Source organism: uncultured Litoreibacter sp. (genome assembly GCF_947501785.1).
Lineage (GTDB): Bacteria > Pseudomonadota > Alphaproteobacteria > Rhodobacterales > Rhodobacteraceae > Litoreibacter.
The window spans coordinates 23,781-29,920 of sequence record NZ_CANMXB010000002.1 but is presented as its reverse complement, the minus strand read 5'-3'; the positions used below and the strand labels follow the sequence as shown (position 1 = coordinate 29,920).

General features: G+C 62.5%; 6 protein-coding genes and 1 other RNA gene. 1 reads left to right on the top strand and 6 read right to left on the bottom strand.

Translation table 11 applies throughout. The features are described 5' to 3' along the window. Window positions 1-193 precede the first annotated feature (193 nt). Entirely contained in the window at window positions 194-1,942 is a 1,749-nt protein-coding gene (ggt, locus tag Q0899_RS19305) for a gamma-glutamyltransferase (protein WP_298292976.1), read from the top strand. Between the two features lie 5 nt (window positions 1,943-1,947). Here ggt and Q0899_RS19300 read toward each other — a convergent pair whose 3' ends face one another. From Q0899_RS19300 to gatC, 6 genes are all read right to left on the bottom strand, one after another. Next, window positions 1,948-2,289: a RidA family protein gene (locus Q0899_RS19300; protein ID WP_299195587.1), complete on the bottom strand. Its 342-nt coding sequence runs from the start codon at window positions 2,287-2,289 to the stop codon at window positions 1,948-1,950. A 164-nt stretch (window positions 2,290-2,453) separates the two neighbouring features. Continuing rightward, window positions 2,454-2,912, bottom strand: an RNA gene (gene rnpB / locus Q0899_RS19295) — RNase P RNA component class A. A gap of 11 nt (window positions 2,913-2,923) precedes the next feature. Next, on the bottom strand, window positions 2,924-3,541 hold the full coding sequence (locus tag Q0899_RS19290) for an N-acetylmuramoyl-L-alanine amidase (protein WP_299195592.1): 618 nt from the start codon (window positions 3,539-3,541) through the stop codon (window positions 2,924-2,926). A 59-nt stretch (window positions 3,542-3,600) separates the two neighbouring features. Then, entirely contained in the window at window positions 3,601-4,269 is a 669-nt protein-coding gene (locus Q0899_RS19285) for a hypothetical protein (RefSeq protein WP_298292979.1), read from the bottom strand. A 55-nt stretch (window positions 4,270-4,324) separates the two neighbouring features. Beyond that, complete coding sequence (gatA, locus tag Q0899_RS19280; RefSeq protein ID WP_299195584.1) at window positions 4,325-5,806, bottom strand: Asp-tRNA(Asn)/Glu-tRNA(Gln) amidotransferase subunit GatA; 1,482 nt, start codon at window positions 5,804-5,806, stop codon at window positions 4,325-4,327. Continuing rightward, window positions 5,806-6,093 (bottom strand): Asp-tRNA(Asn)/Glu-tRNA(Gln) amidotransferase subunit GatC, encoded by a 288-nt coding sequence (gene gatC, locus Q0899_RS19275; protein WP_299195582.1) that lies wholly within the window; start codon window positions 6,091-6,093, stop codon window positions 5,806-5,808. The genes gatA and gatC overlap by 1 nt, the downstream gene beginning before the upstream one ends. Between the last annotated feature and the right edge of the window lie 47 nt (window positions 6,094-6,140).

The following is a 6,140-nucleotide window of genomic DNA, read 5'->3' as shown; positions in this document are numbered from 1 at the left end:
GAACCAGACATTGGCGCAAGACTACGTCTTTGCCCCACTGCAACAGTTCTTCATCGCAGGTAGTTCAGTCCCTCGACTGCCACCCTTCCACAAGCGCGGAACCGCCGCACACTACAAGGCGCAAAACCCGCACTTGCCACCGACGCAGATTGGCCCATCATCCGATCCCATAGCTGACAAAAGGATTTTGCCCATGCGTGCCGCCCTCTCCCTCGCTCTTCTTGCCTTCACATTCCCCGCCACAGCCCAACAAGCCGCCGACGCAATCGCGCCCGAAGCAGCCTCTGCCCAAGCCGCCAAAGGCGCGGGCACCCCGGTCGAGGCGCAGAATTGGATGGTCGCCGCCGCCAACCCGCTGGCAGTGCAAGCCGGCGCCAAAATCCTCAAATCAGGTGGTACCGCTGCTGACGCCATGGTCGCGGTGCAAGCGGTACTTGGCTTGGTGGAGCCGCAAAGCTCGGGCCTCGGCGGCGGCGCGTTCCTTGTGTGGTATGACGCCGAAACCGGCGAAGTCACCACATTGGACGGTCGCGAAACCGCCCCCATGGCTGCCACGCCGCTCTTGTTCCAAGACGCCAATGGCGAGCCGCTCAAATTCTTCGACGCCGTGGTCGGCGGCCTCTCCGTCGGTACCCCCGGCACGCCTGCCTTGATGGCTGAGGCCCATAAACGTTGGGGCACCACCGACTGGCCGCGCCTCTTTGATGACGCCATAGCACTCGCCGATGACGGCTTCGCAGTCTCCCCCCGCCTCGCCGCACTGGTGGAAAATGACCAGGAACGCCTGACCAAGTTCGGCCGCACGGCCTCCTACTTCGTCCCGGAGGGCGAACCAATCCAGGAGGGCAACACCCTCAAAAACCCAAGCTATGCCGACACGCTGACCCGCATCGCCGAGGAAGGCGTGCAGGTCTTCTACACCGGCGACATCGCGCAAGGCATCGTGGACACGGTGCAAAATGCCGACGGCAAGCCCGGCGTGCTGGCCATGCGCGACCTTGCAAATTACGAAATCAAACAACGCCCCGCCGTCTGTGCGACCTACCGCGCGCATGACGTTTGCGGCATGGGGCCGCCCTCATCAGGTGCCCTGACCGTCGGCCAAATCCTCGGCATGCTGGACGGCAAAGATCTTACGGCTTTGGGCGCCGAGAACCCCGAAAGCTGGCGTTTGATTGGCGACGCCTCCCGCCTCGCCTTCGCCGATCGTGGCCGCTACATGGCCGACAGCGATTACGTCCCCGTCCCCACCGAAGGCTTGGTTGACCCCGCCTACCTCGCCACCCGCGCCACGCAACTCGACACCGACAAGGCCCTGACCGAAGTCGCCCCCGGCACCCCCGCCTTCGACCACGCACTCCTCTGGGCCGATGACGCCTCTATCGAGCTGCCCTCCACCTCGCACATCTCCATCGTGGACGCGGCGGGCAACGCGCTCTCCATGACCACAACGATCGAGAACGGCTTCGGCTCTCGCCTCATGGCCCCCGGCGGCTTCCTGCTCAACAACGAGCTGACGGATTTCTCTTTCAAAACCCACGCAGACGGCGTCCCCATCGCCAACCGAGTGGAACCCGGCAAAAGACCGCGGTCCTCCATGGCCCCCACAATTGTGCTGAAAGACGGCAAACCCACGCTGGTGGTGGGCTCGCCGGGCGGGTCGCGTATCATTGGCTACGTCGCCAAAACCATCATTGCCCACGTCGATTGGGGCATGGATGTACAACAAGCCATCGCGCTGCCGCATCTGGTCAACCGCTTCGGCACCTATGATGTCGAAGAAGGCACAGACGCCGCAAACCTCACTGACCCGCTCACGGAGCTTGGCTTCGAGGTCAATGCCCGCGCCCTCACTTCGGGCCTCCACGCCATCAGCATTGACGAAACAGGCCTCAAAGGCGGCGCCGACCCCCGACGCGAGGGCATCGCGCTGGGCGAATAACCGACCTAGTCGTAAGCCGCGTTGACAATAATCTCGACCAAGAGCTCCTCGCGGGCCAGCTTCGCTTCACCGCAGGCTCGCGCGGGCGCATGCCCCTCCGGCACCCAGGCGTTCCAGACCTCGTTCAATCCGGCAAAGTACTTCATGTCAGACAGCCAAATGGTGGCTCTCAACATCTGCTCCTTGGACGAGCCCGCCTGTGTCAGCGCCGCCTCAACCTTGGCCAAACAGGCCTCCGTCTGCGCCGCGATCCCGTCGCCTTCGGCCACCTGCCCCGACAAATAGGCCACGCCGTTATGCTTCACAATTTTCGACGCCCGCGCTGTGGTGTCCATTCGCTCAATCATGTCTCTGCTCCCAATGTGATATCCCTTCCATAGGAAGCGTGCAACGAAACCGCCAGCCCTCTTCCCATGTTCAAAAATATCCTCAGGGGTTTTGCCCGCGTGGCTCGGGGATGAAATCCCCGAAAGAACGCAAAAGCGTCATGCCCGCACAGCGGACAATTAAAAAGCGCGGATGGCCTGTAAGCCGGATTCTGTCCAAGGGCCGAAACCCTCTGGATGATCATTCATCTCAAGCCTTGGTTGCCCAAGGCCCTCTAGCTGCCAACCCGGACCGTCTCGGGCCGAAGAAGCCCTGGCTCGCACCGCGAGGTCCCTATTTGGCATTGCTCCCGGTGGGGCTTGCCGTGCCGGGGCTGTTGCCAGACCCGCGGTGCGCTCTTACCGCACCGTTTCACCGTAACCTGCGCATGCGCAGGCCGTCTCTTCTCTGTGGCGCTGTCCCTGGGGTTACCCCCGCCGGGCGTTACCCGGCACCGTGTCTTCATGGAGTCCGGACTTTCCTCTACGTCGTGTTTCAGCAAAGCTGAAACGCGACGCGGAAGCGGCAGGCGGGTTTCCCGCCGAGAGCTACCCGTCTCTTCAGCTAGACAGAAAAACAACGCAGCGACCATCCAGCCATCCGCGCATTGCTGCTCTAGGAGGTCATCCCAAAGCGGTCAACGGGAAATCGCGCGGCCAAATCCGCCGCCAGCCCCGCATCCACGGCATCAAGCGGTCCTTCGCCCCAAGGCCGGAACCGCAACCGGAACGCTGACAGCAACGTCTCATCATCTACGTCCGCCGTGTACCCAAACGCTGCCGCATCCCGCCGGAACGTCGCGACATCCCCTTCAGCACCGTCTGCCCAAACCGCCAGCCCCTGACGCGCCAACCGCTGCCAGTCAAACCGCCATCCTGGGTCAATCTTGCGCCCCGGCGCGAGGTCGGAATGCGCAATCACCCGCTCGGGAGGGATCGCCCAACGCGCCATGATCCCCGCCAGAAGCGCCTCCAATGCGTCCATCAACGCAGCCGAGAACGGCGAAAACCCGTCATTGCACAGCTCAATACCGATAGAACGCGAGTTCACATCAACCACGTCACCCCAGCATCCAGCCCCTGCATGCCACGCCCGCTCCGCCTCATCGACCAAAGTCGAAACGCAACCATCCTCAGCAATCAGGTAATGCGCCGACACCTCGACATCAGGGTTCGACAACGCCCTACACGCCGCCTCAGCCGAGGCCATGGCGGTGTAGTGAATGACAATGATATCAGGCAAAGCCCCACTCTTGCGGGGCCCAAAATTCGGCGACGGTCGCGAAATCAGCCTCAGTTGCGCACCAGCTGACGGTATTTCGCCGGGTTCCAGCCGCAAGCGTAACCATCCCCATCCGGATCAAGCTTCAGCTTGTCCTTGCTCGGCCCACCGGCTTTCAAAAACGCGTCCTGCGCCAATTCGGCAGAGACATAAGCCGCGCAATTCGCTTGCGCTTTCGCGGCCCCAAATGGGGATCGGGTGTAGGTCTTCTGCCCCACCGGGTGGGTCACTTGCAGGGCAAATTCGATCGGCGTGGGGGTGGTACCGCCCGGCCGTGATGGCACGGCTGTCGGCTGCACGACGGTATATTGCGCCGATTGGTTGGCGCGTCTCTGGGCATCTGACTCGATCGATTGTCGCGCGGACACCGCTCCAAAATCCTGCTCGTCAGAAATCTCGGCGTTGTTGGCAGCCGGCGCCGCTGCTGGCGACGCCGTCCCGGTTGGGCGGATCGCTTCCACGGCGGCGGCGGCTGTGGCCTGCGCCTCTGTCTGCGGTGCGGCGGGTTGCGCGGCCGGACTGGCGGCAGTCGGGCCATTGCGCAACTGCTGATCCCGCGCGCGCTTCTGCGCCAGGTAGGTGTCGTAATTCTCAAATCCCACGCCTGCGGCGCTGTCAGGTACGGGCGGGGAGCAAGCGGCGACGCTCGCAACGACGAAAGCGGAAAGAAGAATGCGCATGGACACTGGCTCTATTTGTTAACACGCGGCGCTCGATCGGCACCTTGAGCGTGTTTTACCACCATTTCTCCGGTTTTGCTACAAATCCGGCCGCCTGTTCCAACGCGTAGGCGTGGTTGAGCAAATCCGCCTCTTCCCAAGGCCGGCCGATCAGCTGCAACCCAAGCGGAAGCCCTTGTTTGTCGAGCCCTGCGGGCACTGCGATGCCCGGCAGACCCGCCAGGTTCACCGTGACCGTAAAGACATCGTTCAAGTACATTTGAACGGGATCCGCATCCGCCATCTCGCCCAATCCGAAAGCGGCCGACGGGGTTGCGGGGGTCAGGATCGCGTCAACGCCGGTGGCAAACACGTCCTCAAAGTCCTTCTTGATCAGGGTCCGCACCTTGCGCGCACGGTTGTAATAGGCGTCGTAAAAGCCCGCCGACAGCACGTAGGTGCCGATCATCACGCGGCGCTGCACTTCCGGCCCGAACCCTTCTGCACGGGTCTTCTCGTACATCTCGGTGATGCCGTCGCCTTGGCTCAGCGCAGCCCGATGCCCAAAGCGCACCCCGTCATAGCGCGCCAGGTTCGAAGACGCCTCCGCCGGGGCAACAACATAATATGCCGGCAACGCGTATTTCGTATGCGGCAGCGAGATATCGACAATCTCCGCGCCTGCGTCCTTCATCATCGCAATGCCTTGCGACCACAGGTCTTCAATCTCCTGCGGCATGCCGTCCAAACGGTATTCTTTCGGGATCCCGATCTTCTTGCCGCGGATGTCACCCGTCAATGCCGCCTCGAAATCCGGCACGGCCAGTTCGGCAGAGGTGCTGTCTTTCGGGTCATGCCCCGACATGGCCTCAAGCATAATCGCCGCGTCCCGCACCGATTTGGTCATCGGCCCCGCCTGGTCCAGCGACGACGCAAAGGCCACAACGCCCCAGCGCGAGCACCGTCCATAGGTCGGCTTCAAGCCTGTGATGCCCACAAATGCCGCTGGTTGGCGGATGGATCCGCCGGTATCTGTCCCCGTCGCAGCCAGACACAAATCAGCCGCCACCGCAGAGGCCGATCCACCCGAGGACCCGCCCGGCGTCAGATTTCGGTCGTCAATCTTCCAGGGGTTGACCACGTCGCCGTAACAAGACGTCTCGTTGGATGATCCCATCGCAAACTGGTCCATGTTCAGCTTGCCCAGCATCACCGAGCCCGCATCCCACAATTGCTGGGTGATGGTGCTTTCATATTGCGGCTTGAAGCCCTTGAGGATGTCGGATGCCGCCTGCGACGCAACACCCTTGGTGCAGAACAGGTCCTTAATCCCCAGCGGCACGCCGCACATGGATGGCGCGTCGCCACCTGCAATCCGCGCATCCGCCGCAGCGGCCTGCTCCAACGCGATCTCCGGGGTGTTATGCACAAAAGCGTTCAACACGCCTGCGCCTTCAATCTCCGCCAAACAGTCCTTGGTCACGTCTACAGAGGTAAACGCGCCCGACCGCATCCCGTCGCGGGCCTCGGCAATCGTCAGTTTTGAAAGCGTGCCCATTATTCAACCACCTTCGGAACCGCAAAAAACCCTTCGCGCGCATCCGGCGCGTTCGCCAGAACCGCCTCTTGTTGCGACCCGTCCGTCACCACGTCCACGCGCCGCTTCAGCCGCTGCGGGGTTACGGATGTCATCGGTTCGACGCCGTCCACATCCACCTCGTTCAACTGCTCCATAAACGCCAGAATCCCGTTAAGTTCATCTGCCAGCCTGGGCAGATCATCCTCAGGGACGGCAATGCGGGCAAGCTTTGCCACGCGGCCGGCGGTTTTGGTGTCAATCGACATCGCGGTTCTCCGTTAAATCTCGCCGCCCCGTGTACCCCCGCGCGCGC